Origin of the sequence: Actinomadura sp. NPDC023710 (genome assembly GCF_040639875.1) — a bacterium.
GTDB classification, from domain to species: domain Bacteria; phylum Actinomycetota; class Actinomycetes; order Streptosporangiales; family Streptosporangiaceae; genus Spirillospora; species Spirillospora citrea.
The window spans coordinates 40,508-63,392 of the sequence record NZ_JBFAGB010000001.1 but is presented as its reverse complement, the minus strand read 5'-3'; the positions used below and the strand labels follow the sequence as shown (position 1 = coordinate 63,392).

At 67.5% G+C, this 22,885-nt stretch carries 21 protein-coding genes and 5 pseudogenes; 14 read left to right on the top strand and 12 right to left on the bottom strand.

Going from position 1 to position 22,885, the window contains the following annotated elements:
* Positions 1 to 215: 215 nt before the first annotated feature.
* Complete coding sequence (locus AB0H37_RS00340; RefSeq protein WP_360610246.1) at positions 216 to 668, bottom strand: hypothetical protein; 453 nt, start codon at positions 666 to 668, stop codon at positions 216 to 218.
* On the bottom strand, positions 602 to 973 hold the full coding sequence (locus tag AB0H37_RS00335; RefSeq protein WP_360610244.1) for a hypothetical protein: 372 nt from the start codon (positions 971 to 973) through the stop codon (positions 602 to 604). Before AB0H37_RS00335 ends, AB0H37_RS00340 begins: the two co-directional genes overlap by 67 nt.
* 377 nt (positions 974 to 1,350) lie before the next feature.
* Here AB0H37_RS00335 and AB0H37_RS00330 point away from each other — a divergent pair, with 377 nt between their 5' ends.
* The 12 genes from AB0H37_RS00330 to AB0H37_RS00275 all read left to right on the top strand — a co-directional run bounded on the left by AB0H37_RS00330 (position 1,351) and on the right by AB0H37_RS00275 (position 12,562).
* Positions 1,351 to 2,148 carry a hypothetical protein gene (locus AB0H37_RS00330; RefSeq protein ID WP_360610242.1) on the top strand — a complete coding sequence of 266 codons (798 nt, stop codon included), beginning with the start codon at positions 1,351 to 1,353 and terminating at the stop codon, positions 2,146 to 2,148.
* A 242-nt stretch (positions 2,149 to 2,390) separates the two neighbouring features.
* Entirely contained in the window at positions 2,391 to 2,936 is a 546-nt protein-coding gene (locus AB0H37_RS00325; RefSeq protein WP_360610240.1) for a hypothetical protein, read from the top strand.
* 903 nt (positions 2,937 to 3,839) lie between these two features.
* Positions 3,840 to 4,415 (top strand): SAF domain-containing protein, encoded by a 576-nt coding sequence (locus AB0H37_RS00320; RefSeq protein WP_360610726.1) that lies wholly within the window; start codon positions 3,840 to 3,842, stop codon positions 4,413 to 4,415.
* A gap of 142 nt (positions 4,416 to 4,557) precedes the next feature.
* Positions 4,558 to 5,217: a hypothetical protein gene (locus AB0H37_RS00315; RefSeq protein WP_360610238.1), complete on the top strand. Its 660-nt coding sequence runs from the start codon at positions 4,558 to 4,560 to the stop codon at positions 5,215 to 5,217.
* Positions 5,214 to 6,572, top strand: a complete 1,359-nt coding sequence (locus tag AB0H37_RS00310) for an ATPase, T2SS/T4P/T4SS family (protein ID WP_360610236.1) — start codon at positions 5,214 to 5,216, stop codon at positions 6,570 to 6,572. The genes AB0H37_RS00315 and AB0H37_RS00310 overlap by 4 nt, the downstream gene beginning before the upstream one ends.
* On the top strand, positions 6,569 to 7,456 hold the full coding sequence (locus tag AB0H37_RS00305; RefSeq protein ID WP_360610234.1) for a type II secretion system F family protein: 888 nt from the start codon (positions 6,569 to 6,571) through the stop codon (positions 7,454 to 7,456). The genes AB0H37_RS00310 and AB0H37_RS00305 overlap by 4 nt, the downstream gene beginning before the upstream one ends.
* The gene (locus tag AB0H37_RS00300; protein WP_360610232.1) at positions 7,453 to 8,349 is read left to right on the top strand and encodes a type II secretion system F family protein; all 897 of its coding nucleotides are present in this window, start codon (positions 7,453 to 7,455) and stop codon (positions 8,347 to 8,349) included. The genes AB0H37_RS00305 and AB0H37_RS00300 overlap by 4 nt, the downstream gene beginning before the upstream one ends.
* A gap of 30 nt (positions 8,350 to 8,379) precedes the next feature.
* Positions 8,380 to 8,592, top strand: coding sequence for a hypothetical protein (locus AB0H37_RS00295; RefSeq protein WP_258945675.1), 213 nt, complete (start codon positions 8,380 to 8,382; stop codon positions 8,590 to 8,592).
* 47 nt (positions 8,593 to 8,639) lie between these two features.
* Positions 8,640 to 8,975, top strand: coding sequence for a hypothetical protein (locus AB0H37_RS00290; protein ID WP_360610230.1), 336 nt, complete (start codon positions 8,640 to 8,642; stop codon positions 8,973 to 8,975).
* On the top strand, positions 8,972 to 9,418 hold the full coding sequence (locus AB0H37_RS00285; RefSeq protein WP_360610228.1) for a TadE/TadG family type IV pilus assembly protein: 447 nt from the start codon (positions 8,972 to 8,974) through the stop codon (positions 9,416 to 9,418). Before AB0H37_RS00290 ends, AB0H37_RS00285 begins: the two co-directional genes overlap by 4 nt.
* A gap of 61 nt (positions 9,419 to 9,479) precedes the next feature.
* Complete coding sequence (locus AB0H37_RS00280; protein ID WP_258945672.1) at positions 9,480 to 9,875, top strand: pilus assembly protein TadG-related protein; 396 nt, start codon at positions 9,480 to 9,482, stop codon at positions 9,873 to 9,875.
* Positions 9,876 to 10,024: 149 nt separating this feature from the next.
* Positions 10,025 to 12,562, top strand: coding sequence for a BTAD domain-containing putative transcriptional regulator (locus AB0H37_RS00275; protein ID WP_360610225.1), 2,538 nt, complete (start codon positions 10,025 to 10,027; stop codon positions 12,560 to 12,562).
* 60 nt (positions 12,563 to 12,622) lie between these two features.
* On the opposite strand, the gene AB0H37_RS00270 is transcribed toward AB0H37_RS00275, so the two are convergent.
* The 8 genes and pseudogenes from AB0H37_RS00270 to AB0H37_RS00235 all read right to left on the bottom strand — a co-directional run bounded on the left by AB0H37_RS00270 (position 12,623) and on the right by AB0H37_RS00235 (position 19,350).
* The gene (locus tag AB0H37_RS00270; protein ID WP_360610223.1) at positions 12,623 to 13,510 is read right to left on the bottom strand and encodes a phosphotransferase; all 888 of its coding nucleotides are present in this window, start codon (positions 13,508 to 13,510) and stop codon (positions 12,623 to 12,625) included.
* The gene (locus AB0H37_RS00265) at positions 13,507 to 14,379 is read right to left on the bottom strand and encodes a class I SAM-dependent methyltransferase (protein ID WP_360610221.1); all 873 of its coding nucleotides are present in this window, start codon (positions 14,377 to 14,379) and stop codon (positions 13,507 to 13,509) included. The genes AB0H37_RS00270 and AB0H37_RS00265 overlap by 4 nt, the downstream gene beginning before the upstream one ends.
* A gap of 24 nt (positions 14,380 to 14,403) precedes the next feature.
* Positions 14,404 to 14,922 carry a topology modulation protein gene (locus tag AB0H37_RS00260; RefSeq protein ID WP_360610219.1) on the bottom strand — a complete coding sequence of 173 codons (519 nt, stop codon included), beginning with the start codon at positions 14,920 to 14,922 and terminating at the stop codon, positions 14,404 to 14,406.
* A 142-nt stretch (positions 14,923 to 15,064) separates the two neighbouring features.
* Positions 15,065 to 16,271, bottom strand: a pseudogene (locus AB0H37_RS00255) (IS3 family transposase).
* A gap of 134 nt (positions 16,272 to 16,405) precedes the next feature.
* Entirely contained in the window at positions 16,406 to 16,798 is a 393-nt protein-coding gene (locus tag AB0H37_RS00250; RefSeq protein ID WP_360610217.1) for a hypothetical protein, read from the bottom strand.
* 29 nt (positions 16,799 to 16,827) lie between these two features.
* Positions 16,828 to 17,964, bottom strand: a complete 1,137-nt coding sequence (locus tag AB0H37_RS00245; RefSeq protein ID WP_360610215.1) for a carbamoyltransferase C-terminal domain-containing protein — start codon at positions 17,962 to 17,964, stop codon at positions 16,828 to 16,830.
* Positions 17,859 to 18,725 carry a carbamoyltransferase N-terminal domain-containing protein gene (locus tag AB0H37_RS00240; RefSeq protein WP_360610213.1) on the bottom strand — a complete coding sequence of 289 codons (867 nt, stop codon included), beginning with the start codon at positions 18,723 to 18,725 and terminating at the stop codon, positions 17,859 to 17,861. The genes AB0H37_RS00245 and AB0H37_RS00240 overlap by 106 nt, the downstream gene beginning before the upstream one ends.
* Positions 18,722 to 19,350 (bottom strand): annotated as a pseudogene (locus AB0H37_RS00235) (NAD-dependent epimerase/dehydratase family protein). The gene AB0H37_RS00240 and the pseudogene AB0H37_RS00235 overlap by 4 nt, the downstream one beginning before the upstream one ends.
* Before the next feature lie 105 nt (positions 19,351 to 19,455).
* Between AB0H37_RS00235 and AB0H37_RS00230 the strand changes: the two are divergent.
* A pseudogene (locus AB0H37_RS00230) lies at positions 19,456 to 19,704 on the top strand (transposase); the annotation flags it as partial.
* Between the two features lie 126 nt (positions 19,705 to 19,830).
* Positions 19,831 to 20,920, top strand: a pseudogene (locus tag AB0H37_RS00225) (IS701 family transposase).
* 301 nt (positions 20,921 to 21,221) lie between these two features.
* Here AB0H37_RS00225 and AB0H37_RS00220 read toward each other — a convergent pair.
* Positions 21,222 to 22,439: pseudogene (locus AB0H37_RS00220) on the bottom strand (IS1380 family transposase); the annotation flags it as partial.
* A 199-nt stretch (positions 22,440 to 22,638) separates the two neighbouring features.
* Entirely contained in the window at positions 22,639 to 22,842 is a 204-nt protein-coding gene (locus AB0H37_RS00215) for a hypothetical protein (RefSeq protein WP_360610211.1), read from the bottom strand.
* Positions 22,843 to 22,885 lie beyond the last annotated feature (43 nt).

Below are 22,885 nucleotides of genomic sequence, written 5' to 3'. Positions count from 1 at the left end.
GTTGACCTGAACGCCTTACCCGACGCGGACGCGGACGCGAACTCGCAATGCGCCCCGACAAGCCGGTCGCCCATCTCAAGACTGGTGAGCGCGGTCCGGACCCTTGGGACCCCTCCAGCCACGGAGATCAAGGGGCGTCCCAGGATAGCTGTGCGAAACCCCTGGGGAGCGGTCGGGCCAGAACCGACATCCCCTTGCCGCAGATCCAAGCGGTTTCAGAGGTCGTCGTTGCCGATCTCTTGCATCTTTCCGTCGGGGCCCATGCGGAAGCGCCGGGGCGGGCTCATCCTCGCGATCGCCTCGGCGTAGGCGGCTTCACGTTCGGCCTGCTCGCGTCCCGTTGGATCGGTCACCTTGAACCCGTACATGGGGATCTCTTCAGCGTTGAGGTCGGCGTCGTCCGGGAGGCCTTCGATGACGAAACCGAACAGGAAGCGCAATGCGTCCTCGCCCATCTCCAGCGGATGGAACGGCAGCGCATACGGCTCCTCGTCGTCCCAGGCCGGATCCGGCTCCACGGCGCGTTCGCCGGCCCAGTACGGGCACTCGAACTCCAGCGGATCGCCGATGTTCTCCATGATGCCGCTGTCCGGGGACAGGCTCAGCGAGCGCACCAGCGTCCCGTCCTCCCAGATCGCGAACGCGAGCCAGTCGACGACCGAGTGCATCCAGTGCAGGACGATCCGGCGCCCTCCCCGAGCAGCCGCAGATGCTCGGGCAGTTCCGACGGACGGTCGAGCACGGGCCCGTGGTCGATGAGCAGATCCGTCCCGGGCAGCGCGAGGGCGTAGGTCACGTCGTCGGGCGGGTAGGTGCAATCGAGCGTGCCGTCAGCGATCCGCTCGATCGCGTAGCCCGGATGAATCCGCCGGACGAGGTTCTCGGCCTCGGCACGGTCTGAGGACGGTGACCCGACCAGCGTCGACCGGATGTCGCCGTCCGTGAATGCCAGCAGCGCCGTCTTGGCTCCCATGCCGCTCCTCAGGTTCGCGTTTCCATCGCCCTCGACGAGCAAGGACTCTAGGGATCGGGGCTGACACTCCTCGTCGGGCAGGCATAGCCCTACCTCGCAGTCCTCCCAATCCCCCGGCGGTGAGCTCTTTGCCAAACCCATGAGGAGAGGCCGGTGGCAACTGAGTTGCCTGGTCAGGTCGGTTTTAGGCGCGAGCAGTGCCTTTACCACCGCCTCGACTCTTCGTACATGACCCGAGTCTCCGCAGGTCAGCGCAACTATGAGCAGTCCATGTGCACCCCATAGCCAGCCCTTGTCGCCCACGGAGTGCTCACGAGCTGCACATGCAGTGGCGGATATCTGGCGCCATCGATCCGTCACGATCTTCCGGAGGCGTCATGAGTAACCACCAGATCGAGGGCCGACGTTCGAGCCGGGCTGTTGGCGAGTGCACGAGCAATGCGCTGACCGTCGCCGAGCGTTCCTTCAAACTGCTCACCACTGGCCCGAACCCGCTGGCGGTCGATGGAGACGCGATCGGGCATGGCCTGCCGGCTCGGACTGTCGATCTGACCGAGCTCCGCTCGCTGCTACTCCAGAAGTCCGCTTCGGACGACCTCAAGGACGCTGCGTGGCGGGAACTCGTCCATCGGGCACGGAGCGGAGACCCGGCTTGGGTGGTGGGCTGCGTCGGCGTAGCGATGCCAGGACTGAAAAGCACCGCCGCCCGAGTGATCCGGTCGAGTCCGAGTCGGCTCATCGACGACATCGTGTCCGAGCTGGTGACGGAGTTCGTCGCGCAGCTGGCGCGCATCGACATCGAGCGTCCCCATATCGCTGCCCGGCTCATGCTGTGGGCCCGCAAGGGGGCACTACGTGCTCGCGGTCGGGATGCCCGCCACATCCCATGTGACCCGAACGAACTACCCGTTCACCACGCCACTTACGACCTCGACCCGATCATGCTCCTGCTGGAGGCCGCACGACAGCAGATCATCACCTCGGCCGCCGCTGAGCTGATCATCGCAACGCGGCTGAACGGCCTGTCCGTCCAATTCATGGCCAGCGACCAGGGTGTGCCGGCAAGCCGGTTGTACAAGCTACGACAGGTCGCTGAGGGTCGTCTCGCGGCGGCAATTAGGGATGGCCGTATATCGGCGATGTCAACTGCTCCGCCCTCACAATGTGAGGTCTAACGAAGCGCAGTTGAGGTGTCTGACCGACTAGACACGGATCAGAGTTGCACCAAATAGGGACAGAATGGACTCCCATGTCAAGGCGACGCGGACTTCCTTGTGCGGGATTTACCTTCACCACGGCGTGACGTGGACATGAAGCGGTTCGCCTGCCCCTACGATCGCTCGACGTTGCCTCACGGTGCTGGCGCGATGATGATCGTGTCAGCACCGTGAGAGATCAAGTTCATGGAGGTACGGACTTGACCGTAATCGACCGCCTGGCGGCCGGTTGGCCCGCCTGGCTCGGAGTTTCAGGTATCGCGTTGGCTCTAACCGGCTGCAGCAACCACAACGACGCCGTTGCCCTTCCCTCATCGAGCCCCTCAACTACTTCTATCCCCTCTCCCCCTTCGGACGAAGAAGCCGTGAAGGAGTCCTACACCTCCTTTATCAGTGCGCTCGACCGTGCAGACTCGCTTCCGGACGGATCTCGCAGACAGCAGTTGTCCGCGCTTATGGTCGACCCTCAGCTTTCGCGCGTACTCAAACGAGTCGAGGAGTTGAGAGGCAAGAATCTCACTTCTTACGGGAAGGTGATTGTCCACATCGTAAGTGTGGACGTCGCCGGCAACGATGCGACTCTGCACGATTGCCAAGACTCCAGCGAAGCCGGAATCATGAACCGGACTACACGCAAGAAAATCAAGCGCGGGGTCGAGAAGGGAAGGACTAAGACGTACTTGATCAAGGGCGCAGACGATAAGTGGCGCACCAGCAAGTACGTCGTGCTCGGCGAAGGCTGCTGACATGGCGCCCACCGCTTCCACCGTTCTTATTGGTGGCACGCTGTTGCTGCAACCTTTTTCCGCACCGCCACCTCAAGATCCGATCCCTCCTGACGCGAACTTGAACGGGTACGGTTTCGGCGCCCAGGACGATGGGCGTCCGGGAAGTGCTGGAAACCCATCCAGCGCACATCCGGCCGAGCCCGGTGCTCCTGTCGAAGAGTCAGATGACATCGGGCCACATGACTGCCAGACCTCAGGCGACAACGTGCAGGTCTGTAAGCCGGTCGATGGGGGCGGGGAGGCGCCGAAGATCTCGCCGGCTGAACTGGCGTTGACCACATGGACGCGGATGCCGATCCCCGTGCCAGCAGTGCGGACGGCGCCACCGCGCCGTTCTGCCGGGCTGGTGGGGCTGCCGGAGTGGTTCTGGGTGACGAATTCCCGCCCGATCAGCGGTCGGGCCTCGGCGCGTGCTGTCTGGGTTGAGGTGACCGCCAGACCCCAGAACCTCACGATCAATCCTGGCCATGGGAGCCGCACCGTCCGGTGCGTGGGAGTGGGCACCGCTTATGACAGGTCGCGTCCGGCTTCGACGCAGGGGACGGACTGCTCGTATACGTTCCCGCGATCATCAGCGCATGAATCGGGCGGCGCTTACCGAGTACGAGTGACTGTGACGTGGGGCGGCACGTGGCGAGGGTCTGACGGGACCGGCGGTGCACTGCCGCCGTTGAACCGTACGACGAGTTTTCGCCTGCGGGTAGCCGAGGCACAGGGCTTGTACGGATGAGGAGTGCGATGAAGTCCAGCGGCGGCACCCTGCCCAAAGCAACTGTTCCGAAAGCTGCGAGCGGGACAGTGCCCCCATCATCGGGACGGCTTGCACGGCAACGACGTCCGAGTTGGATCGCGGCCGGCGTGATGCTCCTGTCCTTCGCCGTGCTCGCGAATGTATACCTCTTCCGTTCGGCAGGAGAGCGGATGTCGGTGGTGCGGATGGCACGTGATGTTCCGGTCGGACACAAGCTCGTCCAGGCCGATCTGGACGTGGTCCGGGTGGCAGCGGATTCGGCGGTGGCGATGATTCCGCAGCGGCAGTTGCGGGACGTTGTCGGGCAGCGGGCTGCGGTCGGGTTGCGGAAGGGAACGTTGCTCGCCGTTTCGCAACTGACGGCACAACAGAGTCCGCAGCCTGGTCAGGCGCTGGTGACGGTGCCTTTGAAGGCCAGTGCCGTGCCGCCGGGTCTGGCGCCCGGGTGGCGCGTCCGCGTGGTCTTCACCCCTGGCGAGCAGAGCTCTGGCAGCAGCTCAGCGCCGAGAGGGGTGCGAACCGATCCACTGCGGGACTCACCGGGGGTTGTCGACCAGGTAGAAGGACCAGACGCCGAGGGAGCGACCACCGTGTCGCTGCTTGTGGCCGAGTCCGACAGCAGCACAGTGGCACGGCAGGCCGCGGCCGACCTTGTCGTGCTCGTGGTGACCGAAAGGCGAGGTTGAGGCGATGGGGTTCTGCTGCCTGGTCTCTCCCGGAGGAGCACCGGGTGTTTCCACCACTGCTCTCGGATTGTCGTTGCTGTGGCCGGGGCGAGTGCTCCTTGCCGAGTGCGACCCGATGGGACGCCGCGTACTTCCGGGCTTCATGGCCGACCGGATGCGCGAATCGGCCGGCCCGGGGCTGCTGGGGCTGGCTATGGCATCCGAGGCCGAGCAGGACGCGCCGGTACCGCTGAAGGAGTATGTGGTGCCGATCGCCGACGACGGGCGCGTGGAGCTGCTGCACGGCGTTCGCGATCCTCGTTATGGGAGGCAATTGGGGCCGCTCTGGCAGCGGTTGGCCAGGGCGCTGGCGGCCTGGGACGGTGACGTGATCGCCGACCTGGGGCAGGTCGGCGGCACAGACACCCCCGTGGAGCTGCTGAAGGCGGCAGACGTAGTTGTCATGGTTCTGAAGCCCACGTTGACGCAGGTCGACGCCGCTAAGCCACGGCTGGAAGCGCTCAGGGGCGTCGTGGGGGAACGCGCAATGCTCGGGCTCTGTGTGATCGCCGACGGTCCCTACAGCGCGGCTCAGGTTGGACGCGCCTTGGATGTCGGGGTGTTGGCCGAGCTTCCCTCGTCTGCCGGCGATGCCCGAGTGTTGTCAGACGGTGCGCGTCCTCGGCTGACGTTCAGGACTTCGGTCCTGGTGCGGTCCTTGAAGGATCTAGGCCAGCAACTCCACTCGGTTGTCGCCGACTCCGGGGTGAAGGACGTTGCCGCACGGTCGGCGCGTCTTGCGGCAGCAGGGGCTCACCAATGACCGCGCCAGGCTGGGATCCCGCTGGCACCAGGGCCTCCGCACCGTTCCCGATCCCTGTTCAGCAGGGTGGTGAGCCGGATGCTTGGGCGGCGGTTCGGGAGGTGTCGGCGCAACTCGTTGACGTCCTGGGCGACGGGGTCGATCGCGTGCGGGCGCGACAGCTCATCGACGCACAAGTCCAGGTCTGGGCGCACGAGCAGATGGCCGCTGGACGCGTCACCTCTGGTCCCGAGCAGCGGCGCGTGGCGCAGATGGTGTTCGACCGGCGGTTCGGGTTGGGGGCGCTGCAGCCGCTCCTGGAGCGTTCCGATGTGGAGAACATCGTGGTCAACGGCTGCCGCCAGACCTGGGTCAGTTACACCGACGGATCAAAGAAGCCCGGCCCGCCGGTCGCCGAGACGGATGAGGACCTGGTCGAGTGGGTGCAGTTGCTGGCCCGGCGCGGCAACACAGGGCGGGAGTTCTCCCACGCTTCCCCGCTGCTGGACGTCGCGCTCGCCGACGGGGTGCGGTTGGCCGTGGTCGGATGGGTGTCGCGGCATCCGCACCTGGCGATCCGGGTCCATCGGCTGGTCGACATCAGCCTGCGGCAGCTCACCGAACTCGGCACGCTGACCGCACCACTGGCGGCCTTCCTGCGTGCGGCGATCGCCGCACGCCGCAACATCATCGTTTGCGGCGAGGTGAACACCGGCAAGACCACGCTCGTGCGGGCCCTGGCCGGGGAGATCCCCCCAGAGCAGCGAATCATCACTCTGGAAAGCGACTTCGAACTGTTTCTGGACGACCCGCGGCTGGCTCACCGCCACCCGGACGTGGTCGCGCTCGAAGCAAGGCAGGCCAACGCTGAAGGCGCTGGTGAGGTGCGACTCCAGGACCTGGTGCCGGCATGTCTGCGGCTGAACCCTGACCGCGTCATCGTCGGTGAGGCCCGGCACGGCGAGCTGGCCCCAATGCTGGAAGTGATGTACTCCGGCGCGCGCGGCTCGATGTGCACCTTGCACGTCCACCGCCCCGAACACGTCTTCAGCCGTGTGGTGCAGCTGGGCCGCCGCGCCGATCTCGGCTTGGGCGCCGAGGATGTGCACCTAATGTTCGGCCTGGCTGAACCGCTCATCGTCTACCTGCGGCGCGACCAGGCCACCAACGACCGGTACGTGGCCCAGGTGATGGAAATCGGCCCGCCGGCGGACTCTGCCGAACCGACCCGTAACTTCGTCTTCACGCCCGGACCGGACGGACGTGCGACTCCGGCCGGCGGGCACATCAGTCCCGCCCTGCTGGAGGAACTCCTGGCACACGGCTTCGATCCCGCGCTTTTGGTGTCGGAGCCAGTGAACGGGGGTTGGAGATGACGGGATGGCTCGCCGCGCTCGCCGGCCTGTGCGCTGCCGGGGCAGTGCTCGTCATCATCACGGGATTCCGGGGCGTCGAGCCCGGCGCATCGGATGTGCGTCCACCGTCCCGCATCCAGGCCATGATGCGTTCGCCAGCGTGGCCGGGTCGCCGCAACCGGGCGCTCGCCGGGGCCGGATCCGGGCTGGTGGTCTTGCTGCTGTCAGGGTGGCCGGTGGCCGCGCTGGCGGCCGGTGTCGGCGCGTATGCGCTTCCGCCGATGCTGTCTGGGCGTGCGCCGCAGCGTCGAATCGCGCGGCTGGAAGCGTTGGCGCAGTGGTCCAGGCGGCTGGCGGAGATGATCGGTGCCAGCCGTGGCCTGGAACAGGCCCTGGCCGACAGCGCCCGCATCGCCCCCGCCGCGATAGGTGAGCCGGTCGCGAAGCTGGCCGGACGGCTGAACAACCACGCCAACACCGACCAGGCACTGCGGGCGTTCGCCGACGAACTGGACGACCCGATCGCCGACCTGATCGCCTGCGCCTTGTTGCTGGCGGCCCGCCGCCGCGGCCCGGGCGCGCGTGAGGCGTTGAGCCTGCTGGCCGACGCCGTCGAGCACGAGGTGATCGTGCGCCGCGACGTCGAGGCCGAACGAGCCGGGCTTCGCACCACCCTGATCGTGATCGTCGCCTCCGTTGGGATCTTGAGCGTGCTGTTCGCGTCATCCCAGACCCTCGCCGGCCCTTACGACACTCCGCTCGGGCAGACCGTGCTCGCCGTGGTCGCCGCCATCTACGCGGCCGGGCTGTGGTGGATGCGCCGCCTCGCCGTCCTGTCGACCGGTGCCCGCTTCCTTCACGCCGCCCGCTCGGTGGCCGCCGCCGAGCAAAGGACCAGCCGGTGACCGTGATCGCTGCCCTCGCCGGATGTCTGGCCGCCGCCGGACTCATCCTGCTCGTGCGTGAGTTGCGGCCCGCGCCGCCGCGGCTGGACGCCGCCTTGGCCCGCGTTCAAGCCGTGCCGTTCGCGCCATCTGCAAGACAGGACGACAGCACGACGATCCAAGAGAAGGTCGGGTGCTGGCTTGCCGAACGAATCGCGCGCCCGTCAGGGCTGCTGGCTGTTCCCCGCACTGATCTGGCGGTGCTGAGCCGCCCGGTAGAGCGGTTCATGCTGGACAAGCTGGCCCTGTTCGTCACCGGCCTCGCCGCACCCTCGCTGCTGACTGGCCTGGTCACCGTTGCCGGGGGCTCGCTGCCATGGGCTTTCCCGGTGCTGGTCGGATTAGTACTGGCCGCAGTGTTGTCGCTGGTCCCGGACTGGAGCGTGCGCTCCCAGGCTCGGCAGCGCCGCCGCGACTTCCGCTACGCCTTCACCTCCTACCTGCAACTGGTTGTCTTGGAACGCCAGGCGGGCGCCGCGCTCAATGCCGCGTTAGAGAACCCAGCGAAGATCACCGACGGGTGGCCGTTTCAGCGCATCCACCAGGCTCTCTCCCGTGCCCGGCACGGGCAGCAGCAGCCATGGCGCGCTCTGGCAGACCTCGGCGCCGAGATCGACGTCCGGGACTTGACTGACCTGGCTCACACCGCCGAGATCGCCGGGAGCGAGGGCGCAAAGATGCACGATGTGCTGATCGCCAAGATCGGCTCGATGCGGCATGAGGCATCCGCCGCCGCCCGCTCCGAGGCCAACGCCCGCACCACCGCCATGTGGGTGCCCACATCCCTGCTGATGCTCGGCTTCGTCATCCTGATCGGCTTCCCGTTCTTCTCCAAGCTTCTGGCGTCCGGCTAACAAGACACCGCATCACCGACTCGGGGGACCATGAACACGCTCACCACCGCCGCGGCTCGCATAGCCGTCGCCGTCCTCAACCGCTTCGCCGACCTGAACACCCATCGTGACCGGGGGTCCGGTGTGGTGGAGACGATCATCATCGTGGCCGGGTTCGCCGGCCTGGCCTTCACCGTCTACCTCGCCGTCGCAGGCAAGGTGAACGGCTGGATCAGCAAGATCCCCGGTTCCTCCGGCCCATGAACTCCCCTGCCGCACGGCGGGACACGGGTTCGGCGACCGTAACGGCCGTGATCGTGTTCCCCGCCGTTGGAGTGCTGTTCCTGGGGTTGGTGCAGGCGGTCATGGTTTCGGTGGCTCGGGACGTCGCCCTCTCGGCCGCCGAGGAAGGACTGCGTGTCGCGCGCGCCCGCCACGGAACCGCGACAGCGGGCCGCTCCGCCGCTTCCTCCTTTGCTGATGCCGAACCCGTGCTGCGCTCGCCAAGCGTGAACGTGTCTGGGGCCACGACTCTCACCGTCCGCGTGACCGGGTCCGCACCGTCCATCCTGCCCGGCGTCAACATCAAGATCAGTCGCACGGCCAGGGGCGCCCGGGAACGCTTCACTATCCCCGAGCGGCCATGAGCAGCCACCGAAAGAACAGCACGCTGCTGGGCGCGCGAGACGCTGGGAACGCGGCCGTCGAGGTCGCGATTCTTGCACCGTTGTTCATCGCGTTCTTGGCTGGGTTGCTGGTGGCGATGCGCGTCCAGCATGGCAGCGCCGTCGTTGCCCAGGCCGCTGCCGACGCCGCCCGGCACGCCTCCATCGCCCGCACCGCCACCCGAGCTCGCGCGGATGCTAACTCCAGCGCTATGACCACGCTGAGCGATCGAGGGCTCCATTGCCGCCCTGTCGTCCGGCTCGACCTGTCTGGCTTTCGCCAACCAGTGGGGCAGGCCGGGACGGTGGCCGCGCGGGTGACCTGCGTAATTCGGCTCGCCGATATCGCTCTACCGGGCATGCCCGGATCACGCACCGTCACCGAGACTCGCCGGTCCCCTATCGATCCCTACCGAGGACGGTGACCTGCTCATGACCACGCGGGCTCCCTGTCCGCCGTCCCGACGCCGTGGCGACGCGGGGAGCGTGAGCATCTTCGCCGTCATCCTCACCCTGGTCGTCGTAGTGTTCTTCGGCGCGGTCGTCGATTTCGAGCAGAAGCTCGAAGCCCGCCAGGACGCCAACACCGCCGCCCAGGAGGCTGCTCGCGCCGGCGCGGGCCGCGTCGACCTCGACCGCGCCTACACCGACGGCAGGTTCGTCGTCGACCGTCGCGAGGCGATCCACTCCGCCCGCGCCTACCTGCGAGCGGGCGGCTACGCCGGCACTGTGACGACGTCCGGGACCCGCGCCATCCGAGTCCACGTCACCGTCACCCGGCCCGCGCTGTTCCTACCCGTCATCGGAATCAGCCACCTGCGCGCTGACGGTAGCGCGACCGCGAACCTGACCACCGGAGTGCAAGGACCCGCCCAGCCATGACTCTTACTGCGCGTGCTCGTGCCGCCGAGATTCTGCGAGGAATCGGCGCCCTGTTGGTCTGCGTCGCTCTGCTGGTCGGGGTCCCGATCGGCTTGTACGCCGTGGCAGGATCTCCGCTCCCCGATCACGTTCCGTCCGGGGAGCAGGTGATGGCCACGCTGTTGCGTCCCGACACCGGCAACTGGCTGTTCCTCGCGGTGATCCGTCTGGTCGGGTGGGGCGCTTGGGCCTTGTTCGCTGGCGCGTTCTGCAGTGAGACCGTCAGCTATCTAGCCGGACGAAGCGCACCTACGCTGCCGCGCCCTGTGCGGCCCCTGCAGGTGCTCGCGCGAGACCTGGTCGCTACCGCCACTCTTGTCTTCGGCACCGCCACAATCGTGACGGTCCCAGCGTCGGCTACCGCCCATGCCACCACCGATACCCCGTCCGCCGACGAACCCAGCGCATCCCCGCCCCACAGCACCGAATGGGAGCCACTCCTCGGCGACGACACGCCTCCCCCATCGGAACCATCAGAGCCGGAACCGCGGACCAGAGTCGTCCATCGCGGCGACACCCTGTGGAACCTGGCCCGTCGCGCCTACGGCTCCGGCGACCGGTATCCCAAGATCTTCAAAGCCAGCCGCACCATCGATCAGCCTCCCGGCATACCGGCCCTCACCGATCCCAACGAACTCCACCCAGGCCAACGAATCCGGATCCCCTCGGTCCGCAAGCGAGCCGACACGCCTCCGCCGAAACGCGGCCCTCACGCCGACCACCCCGGACAGCCGTCAGAACCCAAAGCGAACCACGATTACGGCCCCCCTCCGCACGTTTCCCAAGAACTCAACGGCGCTGGGAGCCGGCCCTCGCGAGTGCCCAGCCCGGTCGTCGCACCACCGGCGGACAATCCACCCGCCAGGCCCTCACCAACCACACCGCGAGCCACCAACCAAGACCGCCCGGGCATCGCTCTGCCGTCCGGTTCCTACATAGGCCTCGGCCTCGCCGCAGCGCTCAGCCTCGCCATCGCCGCCACCCGCCTGCACCGACGCCGCCAACTCCACGTCAACACCGGCGACGTCCCGACCCATCAGCCAAGTGAGCCACCAGAGCCGGTCGCCAAGGCCCGCAAAGCCCACCTGGACATCGCCTACGCCGACAATGACTCCGTCGTTCCCTCCGACTCCGACCTCGTCGCGCAGGACCACTTTACGCCGCCGCCTGACCACATCACTCTGGGCACTCGCGACCGCGCCCCCATCAACCTGCCCCTCGCCGGGCTCATGCTCGGTCTGACCGGCGACGGCGCACTCGCGGCGGCCCGAGCCGTCACCACCGAGCTCCTCGCCAAAGCACGCCGCAACCGCGCCGAGCTCCTCATCCCCCAACCCGACGCGGATGCTCTCTTCCCTGATGCCGCCCTGACCGACATCCCAGGTCTCACCATCACGCCCAGCCTCGCGGCAGCCACATCACAGTTGGAGGCCGAGATCCTCCGCCGCGCCCGGGCCCTGGAAGCCACCGACCAACCGGACCTGAACGCCCTACGCGCTACCGACCAGACCGACCCTCTCCCCGCCCTACTCCTGACCGCCTCCGTCGCCGAACCAACAGCCGCCACCGTCCACGCCATCACCCAACTCGGCGCCCGCTACGGCATCGGCACCCTCATCCTCGGCCCTGCGCCGGCGGGGACCACCCTGCACCTCAACGACGACACCACCGTCACCCAAGCCGAGGGACCCTACGCCGACGCCCTCACCGGAGCTCGCCTGTTCCACCTGACTGTCGACGACGCCAGCGCGATGCTCCACACCCTTCGCACGGCCGCTGGCATCGCCGACTCGAAGCCGGTCAATATCCCGGAACCGAGACCCGGCTCCGACCTAAGTCCAGAAGTCACGTCTCGCACCCCAGCACCCAGCGCGATTCATGTTCCTGCCCCCACCGACCAGGCGCAGCCCCGCCTGATTCGTCTCCAGGTGCTCGGGCCGGTCCGCCTGCACACCGCCGACGGTCCCATCACCACCGGAGTCCGCCGCAGCGCCCGCGACCTGCTCGCCTACCTCGCCCTGCAGCCTGGCGGTATCAGCCGCGACCAAGCCATCAACGCCCTCTGGCCCGACCACCAACCCGAAACCGCAACCACCCAGTTCAACACCGCCGTGGCCAACATCCGCAAGACTCTCCGCACCGCCACCGGACTCCGTGAACCGATGTACGTCACCCACATCGCAGGCCGCTACCGCCTCGACCCCGACCTGATCGACGTCGACGAACAACGCCTCTCCGCCACACTCGCCAAGGCCCGCCAAGCCACCACTGACCCCGAGCGCATCGCCGCGCTCACCCCGGTCAGTGACCTCTACACCGCCGAGTTCGCCACCGACCTCACTCACGACTGGGCCGAAAACCACCGCGAACACCTACGCCGAGCCGTCATCGACGCCCTGGCCCGCCTGGCCCGGCTTCTCCAGCACGACCACCCCGAGCAAGCCCTCAACACGCTGGAACAGGCCATAACACACGACCCTTACGCCGAACCTCTCTACCGCTCCGTCATGCAACTACAAGCCGAACTCGGCCAACCCGACGCCGTTCACCGCACGTACCGGCTCCTAGCCGCCCGGCTCGCGGACCTCGACACCGAACCCGACGACGAAACCCACCAACTCCTCACCAACCTCCAACGCCATCCCTGAGTGGCTTCGGCGAACCGGCGTCACTGCTGATGCATGGATGCTGCGCCATGGGTGCCGACCTCACGCGCCCCGTGGGCCATGGAGCGCGGGCCTTCCAGGACCATGCGGACGATCTTGTTCTTGCACTTTGGGCGGCGGCACGGACACCTCACTCCCGCAGGTCGACGCGGCCGGGCGGCCTTCGTGCCAGCCATAGCGGTATCCATGACGGCCCAGATAGGGGCTGGTGAGGACGTGATGAACTTCCGCCCACGCCATCAGATCGGACCACCGAACCTCGGAGATGTGGTGCGGTGGGCCAGGGAGCGCGCGATTGTAAGCGGCCAGCGCTTCAGCGATCAGCGCCGAGGGCAAGGGGCCGTGGGTCATCACCAAGCTCGTGATCAATTTGGCGAGGTCGTATCCGAAGGGCGCCAGCGTCAGGCAGTCGTGGTCGACCGCGAACACCCGGTGGCCATCGAGAAGGAAGTTGCGTGGATTAGCGTCGTTGTAGATCGCCGCCGGTGCGTTGCGGGCCTCCTCGATGACGTGCACCAATTGCTCGGCGGTCATAGCCGGTGCGCGAACCTGCCCGCTGTCCACGCGTTGGCGCACCAGACTTCGACGTGGGGTGACGAAATCGGGAATCGTCAGCTCGCGGCTGACTGGGAACGGTGTGTCGAGCCTGGCGTCGTGAAGGGTGTCGTCATGCAGGGCGCGGTGAAGCCGGCCCATCAGTCCGGCGATGGCAACCGCATCCTCCGGGCGAGCGTGGCGTCCGGTCACATGCTCGAATGTCAGGCGCCGGTCATCCACCCGGCGAATCGCAGGGATCAGCAGCGGCGCGTCGAGCGCCTGCACGTGCTTCGCGAGCCAGCGGTGGTTCATCCAGGCCGTTCGACACGCCTGATGGTCGGGAAAGAACTTGGTCCACTGGCTCGGAGACGAAGTGCTCATGAGGACCGTCAACACGCCAAAACGTAGGTGATCGTGGAAGTCGCGGTGGTGGGGCCGTCGCCACGGCGTCGGCGCAGTTCCGCTGCCAGTGCGGCGGGATCACCCCGCAGATCTCCGAGTTGGTACTTGGGGATGGTGACCAGGTAGTCGGCCAGGTGGCGGGCGTCACGGAAGCGGAAGACGTGCGGGTCACGCAGGACGAGCACCACGTTGAGCGACGCGGCAGCGAGGTTTGGGAGGTCTTCACCGCTGGCGGCTGCGTACAGGCTGCGCCGCCGGGTCGCGTCGGTGTCCAGGCCGGTGTCGACCATGAGCTGATCGAGTTCCTGATAGCTGTCCGCGGACTTGCTGATCATCAACGCCATCCCTGTGGGTTTGAGGACGCGGCTGATCTCATCGACCACGTGGCCGGGTCGACCGGAGTGGTACAGGCAGAAGAAAGCCGTGGCGACGTCCACAGCTTGGTCGGCGAGGGGAAGGTCGTGGAAGTCGGCCTGCAAGTACATCGGATCGTTGGCGCGCGTCTGGTGAGGGGCAAGGTGGGCGCGGGCCTGGGCGAGCATCGCGGCTGAGGCGTCGACGGCAAGGAATCGTGCGTGCGGGAAGCGGGTGAGCAGGGCGCGGGTGGGCCGCCCGTTGCCGCAGCCGATGTCAGCGACCACCGGCGCACTGACGCTGTCCTGCATGGCCGGGAGGATGGCAAAAGTGAGCAGGTCGGCTGCGGTTTCACCGACGTGCAGGCCGTGGATCTTGGCGTTCAACAGCGCGTTGCTGCGCCGGTCGACCCTGCGGCGATCGGCGTACAGGCCGGGAACCTGTGCCGGGTCGGTGAACGGCCGTTGGGCGTCCGGGTCGGGCTGGCCGAGGAGGGAGGACGGCATCGGGTCACCGCCTCCTCTGTTCGGTCAGCGGACGGTGCGCTCCAGTTCCGCGGTGAGGCGGTTGGCCTCGCGGCGGGACCGCACGATGAACACCTCGGCGTCGCCGGCGTGATCGTTGAGCAATGCTCGAACTCGCGGCGCCATCTCCTTGCGGTAGCCCCAGACGTATTTGATGAATCCCCAGTTGATGTTGTCGTAGACGCCGTCGTTGTGCTGGCCGCCGCGGTAGCGCCAACGGCGTTGGGCGATGCCCCACAGGCAGGTGATTCCAGGGAGGTCGAGGAAGACGACGTGGGTGGCGCGGCGCAGCCGGATCGGCAGGGTGCCTGCGTAGTTGCCGTCGATCACCCAGGTGTCGGCGGCCACCAGTTCTTCCTGTATCTCGGCGAACTTGTCCTGCGGCAGCTTGTTCCACTCGTCGTCGTAGTACAACGCGTCCAGGTGCGTGATCGTGGTGCCGAGTGATGCGGCGAGGCGACGGCCGACGGTGGTCTTGCCGCTGCCTCCACAACCGATGATCGCGACTCGCTGGATGGCTTTCATGGGCAACGACGGTACCGAGCGACGGCTGGTGACGGGGCCATACTTGCCGGACGAGGGTGGCCTGCCGGGGCGATGACGGCGACCTGCCAAGTTCGAGTCGTCCGCTTCCGGGGGGTTTCCCCCAAAGTGTGGACACCGTTTGTTATGCGGCTTGAGTCACCTTAATGGACTGTTGTTCGTAGTCGATCGGGCTGGTCTGACCGAGGGCCGAGTGCCTGCGGGTGGTGTTGTATCGCGTGACCCACCGAAACACCGCCAGCCGGGCCTCTCGCGGCCCGTTCCAGCGCTTGCGGCCCTGCAACGTCTCTCGTTTCAGGGTGGCGTTGAACGCCTCGGCCGCCGCGCGTTGTCGGCGCTGGTGCCCACCGCACCCATCGACTGGACCACCCCGAGCCGGGCGCACGCGGCCGCGAAGTCGGCCGAGCCGTATTGCCCGCCGTGATCGGAGTGGAAGGTCGCCCCGTCCAGGCGCCCACCCCGGGTGCGGGCCGCCGCCTCCAGGGCGTCGATGACCAGCTCGGTGCGCATGTGGTCGGCGATCGACCAGCCCGCCAGGCGACGAGAGCACAGATCGATCACCGTCGCCAGGTAGAGGAACTTCCCATCGCCGACCGTTAGGTAGGTAATGTCGCCGACGTAGCGCCGGTTCGGCACTGCGGCGGTGAAGTCCCGCTTGATCAGGTCAGGGATCTTTTGATGCGACGGCTCAGGCACGGTGGTGCGGACCTTCTTGCGCAGGTGGACGCCAACGATCCCGAACGCGCGCATCACTCGTTCGACACGCTTGTGGTTCACCCGACGGCCCGTATCGCGCAGCTCGGCGGTGACCCGCGGTGACCCGTAGGTCCCGTCCTGGCCGACGTGGATCCGTCGGATCTCTTCCGCCAGTGCCTGGTCGGCGGCTTGCCGCCCGGCCCGAGCTGCACGCGCATCACGCCACCGGTAGTAGCCCGATCGCGACACCCCAAGGACATGACACAGCCGCTTGATGCTGAACAGCGTGCGGTGGTCGTCAACGAACTGGAAGCGACTCACCAGTTCGTCTCTCCCGCGAAATACTTGGCCGCCCGGCGCAAGATGTCACGCTCGGCCTCGAGCTCCCGCACTTTCTTGCGGAGCTCCCGATTCTCCTGTTCGAGCGCGGCGTCCGAGGCTACCGAGGCCCCACCCGCCTCCCGTCGCCGGGGCGACGGCTCGGCACCGGCCCGCGCCTGGCGCACCCACAGCCGCAGCGTCTCCCGGTTGACGCCCAGGTCCCTGGCCACCGACGCGTACGTCCGTGTCGGATCCGACAGATACAACGCCACCGCGTCGGCCTTGAACTCCTCGGAATAGGCCTTCATCCCCACACAGGACCCCTCTCACCCCCAGATCTCCATGATCCAGGGTGCTCAAGGTGTCCACACCTCGGGGGGAAGGCCCCCGGGTGGGAGTGCGGTGGGGTTGCCAGGAGTCCGCGCTGCGCGGCGGCAAACGGGAGAGTTCATCGCCGACGCCGCGGAGTCGCCGGGCCGTGGGCGTGGCGACGGCCACGGGCTTGTTCCTGGACGTGTTCGAGTAGGTGGGTCAGTGCAGTCAGTTGCCGCGACAACCGGAAGGGCTCGAGGCCGGCGAGGCAGCGGGTGATCAGGTCCACGTGATCGGTGGTGTTCAGCGCGCGGGTGAGGGCGGTCAGCGCGGCGCGGGTCGTACGAGCGTCCGTGGTGATCAGTTGTTCGGGGACGACACGGTCGGCGGATCTCAGATATGCGGGGGCGAGGGGCAGGCATCCGGCGAGAACGGCTTCGGGGAGCCGCTGGGTGAACTGGCCGCAGGCGGCGAGCCGGTCGGGCGCCAGCAGCATTGTGGCGACCGACCGACGGTAGAGCGGCTGCACGTCGGGGAACGGTATGCGGCCGGTGAAGTTCAGCTCGGGCCAGCGCTGGGTGGAGGTCCATTTCCCGGCGATGCGATGGGGACGGTCGCGGCCACGGGTGCGAAGTAGCGGTCGAACTCGGCGTCGCGGTCGTACTGGTTCCCGATGTAGACCAGCGGGAGGTCTCGGGATGCTGCCGCCAAGGCAACGGGGTCGGCGTTGTCCAAGGCCGCGTCGGCGACGGGGAACAGCAGTCGTGCAGCGCCGGCTCTCGGATGGAGCGCGGCTTCGCAGACGGTGACGTTGTCGGCATGGCGGAGCCGGTGGTCGCCGGGCAACTGGAGGTCCTTGTCCCACAGCAGCGTGGGCAGGTACCGATCGCAGGTGTAGTGGGCCAGCAGCTCGTCTTGTCGATGCAGGTCGCAGGTATGGCCGGGGGTGCCGCAGGCGGTGGTGTTGCGTCCGGGGATCGGCCAGCGCCATTCGCACATCAGGACGTCGATGTCGGGGAGCCTTTGTTCCCAGGTGTAGCGGTCTCCCAGGTCGTCTCGGGCCTCGTCCAAGTCGCGGTTGACTTGAAGGAAGACTACGTGGTGGCCTGCGGCCGTTAGACCGTCGATGAGTGTGGCGCGGTGGCTGCGTCCTCCGTCAGGGGTGTCGGTGATGCCCGCGCCCATGAACCCCCAGAAGCTGTAGCCGATTTTCACGGCGCCGTGGGTGATGCGGGTGCCCAGAAGGAGGCCGTCCAGCCCGGAGCCGGTCAGGCAGTCCAGCGCGGCTTCGGGGGTGCCGCAGATCGGCTTGCCCTTGATGTTCAAGCTCGTGTTGATCAGCACGGGGTAGCCGGTCCGGGCGCCGAATGCCGCGAGGACCTCGGCCAGGAAACGGTTCTGCTCGCGCGTGACGGTCTGGACGCGGGCGGTGCCGTTGACATGGACGATGGACGGGATCGCCTGGCAGGCGAGGTCGGTGGCACCGGACGCGATCGACATGAACGGGGACGGTTGGCCGAGCGTGAAGTAGTCGGCCGCATGGTCGGCGAGCACGACCGGCGCGAACGGCCGGAACGGTTCGCGGAACTTCACGCGGTCGTTGAGACGCTCCATGACGCCGGGCTGCAGCGGGGAGGCCAAGATCGACCGGTGGCCCAGCGCGCGGGGCCCGGCCTCCAGCCGTCCGCGGAACACTCCGACGATCTGTCCTTCGGCCAGTTGCTCGGCGAGGAGTCTTGCGGCGCCCCGAACCCGCTGAGCGGTCGTCCCCGCGCGTGGGTGCAGCGGCAGTTGAACGTCGGTGTAGCGGGGCCGAGGTAGCAAAATCCGGCCACCCCATCGGGCAGTTGCCCGGTCAGGTTGCGGTAGACGGCGAGGGCGGCCCCGGCAGAGGTGCCGGCATCGCCCGGTGAGAGAGGAACCGCCACCCGCTCAAAGCCGGCCTGCCGGCAGATGCGGCCGATCGCAACGCAGTTCATCGCGACACCGCCGCCCACCATCAGCATCGACGCGCCAGTCAGAGCCTGGGCACGGCGCGCGAGATGCACCATCACCTGCTCGATGCGTTCCTGGAGCGCGGCCGCGACGTCGGCGTGGATCTGCTCGACAGGGTCGTCCGGGTGGCGCGGCGGGCAGGTCTCGGCGGCGAACACCGGGGTCGTGCGCGGCCATGATCGGCTGAGTACCCGTAGCGGGAACAGCCGCATGGTGTAGATCCAGGCGTCGTCGAGCCCGGCCAGGATCCACACCGTCTCGGCGGCGGCGAACGCGGCGTTGATGACGCGGTCAGGCGGGACGCACACCAGCCGCCGTCTTGGGCGGGTGAGGGTCAGGTGCGCATCGGTCGCCTCCCACGTGTCCAGCCCACGCGGGCAGCTGGGAGCGCCGTGGACGAGCACCGCGTCGACGGTGTCCCGCCACAGGGCGCTGGCCGAGTTGGCGGTCACGGTGATCACGCCGTCACCTCCGCCTCGGTCGTGTTCCGCACCGAGGTGGGGATCGTGGTGTTCCCGTGGCGTTCCAGGCCGTCAGGAAGCGTGATGGACGGGACGAATCCCAGCACCCGGCCGGCACGGGTCACGTCGGCGAGGACGGCGACCGCGTCGCCAGGACGTTCTCCGGCCGGACGGAGCGGCACGGGCCGGCCGACGATCTGGCCGACCAGTTCGGCGACCTGTCGTAGCGACGCGGCGTCACGTCCGGCAGCGTTGACGACCTCGGCGCCTCCAGGCGGCAGCGGAGCGGCGACCGCGCGCACGGCGGGCTCCACCAGGTCGCTGATGTAAGTCCAGGTGTGCCGGGCTGTGCCGTCTCCGAAGAGCGGCACGGCCTCTCCAGTGAGCGCGGCGGTGAAAAATCGCGGGATCACCATCTGGGGGTTGTAACCGGGTCCGAAGGCCGGAAAGAACCGCAGTGCGACCGTACTGAGCTGGGAACCGGGACGGCGCGCGTACGCCAGCGCCAGTCTTTCGGCGGCGAGCTTGGTCACGCCGTACGGCGAGGTCGGCTCGGTGGGGCGCTCTCCCGAACCGGCTCTTCACCAGAGGTGGCCGGGCCGTAGACGTGGGCCGAGGACGCCACCACCACCCGCTGCACGTCGTGCCGGATACAGGCGTCCAGGAGACGCTGGGTGGCCAGAACCGAGAAGGCGTGATCGGTGAAGCCCGCCAGGTCGGTGGTGGGACCATCCCCGCGTCCTCCGGAAACACCGTCCGCCACCGCCTCAACCGCGGCGGTGACAGGCGTCTGAACCGAGCCCTGCACATCGCCGTCCTCAGCCGCATGACCCACGACCCGCAAACCCGCGCCTACGTCGAGCGACGCCGGGCCCAAGGCCGCACCACCAAGGAGATCCGCCGCTGCCTGAAGCGCTACCTAGCCCGCCAGATCTACCGGCTCCTCAACGCCATCGACACAGCCACCACCCCAGCTTGACGAACATAGAAGGATCCCTAGTACTGCAACAACAGGTTGTGATCACGACGCTGCGTACGGTAAGCAGTGACGGTGGTCACGAACGACGTCGAAGCCTGGTCGCGGGAATTCTCTGACTTTCTGGCTATGTTCGCTCATCGTTTTCCCCGGGTGGAGTCACGCCGCCAGGCGACCTCCTACCTGCGCGGACTCCTGAGCGAGTTGGAGAGGAAGAACGGATGGACCCTTGCTGAGATGTCGGGCGAGAATGGTCCTGAGCGTCTTCAGCGTCTACTGAACTTCTACGCCTGGGACACGGATGGTTTGCGGGACGACATTCGTACTATGGTCGCTGAATCCATCGGGGACCCTGAACAGGGTGTGGTGATTCTTGATGACACCGGGTTCCTGAAGAAGGGCATGCGGTCCGCCGGGGTGGCCCGCCAGTATTCAGGGACCGCCGGCAGGATCGAAAACTGTCAGATTGGCGTTTTCTGTGCCTATGCAAGTCCTGCAGGGCGGGCGCTAATCGATCGTGAGCTTTATCTGCCGAAGTCGTGGACCCGAAGACCGTGGACGGTGCCGCCAGGCGAGTATCGGCGATGAAGTGGAGTTCGCCACCAAGCCCGATCTGGGCAAGGCATTACTCGAACGGGTGGTCGCATCGGGGATCCCCTTCCGGTGGGTCACCGCGGACGAGGCTTACGGGCAGGTGTGGCGGCTGTGGCGGTGGATGGAAGAACGCGGCATCGCCCACGTGGTCGCCGTTCCCAAAACGCAGATGGTGATCTCGATGAAGCTGACCCAGGAGCGTGACCACCACTTGATCGACGAACTGGAGCAGGACGCGTGGCAGCGGCTAAGCTGCGGAGACGGAGCTCATGGTCCACGGTTGTACGACTGGGCTGCTGTCGATATCAGGCCATTTCGTGAACCCGGAGCAGGCCACTGGCTTCTCGCGCGCAGAAGCATCAGCGATCCGAATGAACTCGCCTACTACATCTGCTTCGCCCCAGAGCAGACTCCCCTCAAGGAACTGGTGCGTGTGGCGGGCAGTAGGTGGGCCATCGAGGAGTGCTTTCAAGCGGCCAAGAATGAGACAGGACTCGACCACTATCAGGTCCGCGGCTACCAGGCCTGGTATCGGCACATCACTTTGTCCATGGCTGCTTCCGCCTTCCTGCTCAGGCTCCAGCGGGCCTGTCAAAAAGGGGAGATGTCGAATACCCGCCGGTAGGCATCCGCCCGCTGAGCATCAACGAGATCCGTCGCCTATGGAACCGCGTCGTAATGCGCACCACACACTTCATCGACCACGCTCTGAAATGGTCTGAATGGAGAAGACGCGCCCAGCAACGAGCCAGAGACAGCCACTATCCTCAATTTTTCGTGAGGTCGGTTGGGTCGCGGAGCGACCCAACCGGCTCTTGGTTTTCGGCGGCGGGTCAGCGGTGGGGCCCGACTGTCGCGTCGGGTGGGCGGGGTTCCACGGGCCCGGGGGTTCTCCTTCCTGGTGTTGATGGGACGGTTTGGGCTGGTCAGGGCGCCGGGAGCATCTGCAGGCGTCCGATCGCCGAGGCGATCAGGGCGCTCCAGGGCCAGTGGCGGGCCAGCCGGAGCCGGAGCCGTCTCCCTCCTCGGGCCAGGCGTGCGGCGGTCGAGAAGACGCGCAGGCGCAGGCGTTTGGGTTCCCAGCGGCGGGCCGGGTGATCAGCGAAGGCGAGCATCTGGGCCCAGGCGGTCAGGTCGGCGGCCAGCGCGACGAGTTCGAGCCAGACCTGGTTGGCCGCTGAGCTGTGCAGGGGCAGGTTGCGCGGGCCGGTGTCCTTGGCGCAGCGGATGCGGTCCTCGCAGCGGGCGCGGCGGCGGTGGCGCAGTTCCAGGTCGGCGAGCTGCCCGTGCTTGCCGCCGGGCCGGGTGCCGGTGACAATGCACGTGAAGCGGTGCCCGTCGATGTCGGTGAACCGCAGTTGCGCGCCGGGGTGGGGGCGTTCGCGGCGGACGATGACCCGCATCCCTTTCGGCCAGCTGGTCAGGTCGAGCATGCCGGTCAGCTCGGCGACCCACGCGCCGGGGCGGGGCTGTCGGTCGGAATCGTAGGCGCACTGCCACACATGTTCGGGCAGGGCGAGGATGGCGGCGCAGATGTCGTCGGTGAGGCCCCACCCGATCGAGTACTTGACGCGGCGGGCGGTGACCCAGTCCAGGAACTCGTGGGTGCCGCCACCTGAATCGGTTCGGATGAGGACCTGTTTGTGCAGGCGGGACGGGATCTGGTTGAGTGCCAGGCGGCCTGCGGTGATGTGGTCGGCGGCGGTGTCGGACCCGGCGTTGCCCGGCCGCAGCACCAGCGCGGCGGCCTCACCGGTCCCGCCCGCACCGTGGTCGATGAACGCGGTCATCGGATGAAACCCGAAGGTGCGCTTCCACGTCGGAGCCGCGTCCTGCTTGTCGGAGTGCGCGAGCACGATCGTGGCATCCAGATCCACCGGGATCAGGCCTCCGCCCGTCCCGGGGGCGTGCTCGCCGGCCAGTTCCCAGGCCCGCGCGCGGGCCGACGAGCGGGCCTTGCGGATCGCCCGCAACGCCTGCGGGCCGGCCTGTGCCAGGGTGGTGACCAGCCGCGACAGCGTCGGATCCGACGGCACCGGCCCGAACAGCTCCGGCTCGGCCCGCAGCACCGCGATATCGGACAGGCAGTCCCCGCCCAGCGCCAGCATCACCGCCAGGTCCGCGACGACCTTGCCTGGATCGTGGGGCCCAGGCTCGGCGGATTTGGGTGAGTTGTTGGTGCAGGCGCGCGGATGTCAGGACGGGCAGATCGGGGGCGAGGGCGAGCACGGTGTGGGCGGCGTCTTCGGGGCGCCGCTGGTGGATTTGCGCGAGTGCCAGACGCGTGGTGATGAGTGCATTGGTGCGGCGTTCGATGGGGCGACGGCCGCTGAGGGAGGCGGCCTAGTGGTTTTCGGCGCCTTTGTGGTCGCCGAGCTGGGTGAGGGTGAGTCCGATCTGGTGTTCATATGAGGGGCGCCGGTAACCGCCGGTCCAGTCGGCTTCGGGGAGGGAGTCGGCGCGTTCGAGGTCGGTTTCGGCCGCGGCGAGCAGGCGATGGGCGCCGGCTCGCTGGTATCCGGTGGCGGCCAGGGCCTCGGCCCGCATCCCGGTGATCCATGCCCGCTTGCGCAGGGGGCAGTGGCGGCAG